This is a genomic window from Streptomyces aureus, from assembly GCF_000725495.1.
GTDB lineage: Bacteria > Actinomycetota > Actinomycetes > Streptomycetales > Streptomycetaceae > Streptomyces > Streptomyces aureus_B.
On the sequence record NZ_JNZD01000087.1, the window covers coordinates 1 to 401 of the forward strand.

Below are 401 nucleotides of genomic sequence, written 5' to 3' on the forward strand. Positions count from 1 at the left end.
GCCACAGATGCTCGCGTCCACTGTGCAGTTCTCAAACAACGACCAACCACCCATCACCCCCGGTCGAAACCGGAGTTCACTGGGGCCGGCACTGAAGGCAGCCATATCGGCCGTACCCTCAGACACCCAACAACGTGCCCGACACGATCGGTTGACCAGATCAGCGTTCCACTCCCCGAGGGGAAGTACTAGCGCCTGATCCATACCGGATCGTGCCGAATAATCAACGTTCCACCCATGAGCAACCACCGTCGAACGTTTGCCGACGTAATGGCCCTGGACCACCAAGCAAGCTTGGCGGCCTAGATGCTCCTTAGAAAGGAGGTGATCCAGCCGCACCTTCCGGTACGGCTACCTTGTTACGACTTCGTCCCAATCGCCAGTCCCACCTTCGACAGCTC

1 rRNA gene is annotated in these 401 nt (G+C 58.9%); it reads right to left on the bottom strand.

Going from position 1 to position 401, the window contains the following annotated elements:
- Positions 1-317: 317 nt before the first annotated feature.
- Positions 318-401: ribosomal RNA gene (locus IO36_RS36080) — 16S ribosomal RNA — on the bottom strand; the annotation flags it as partial.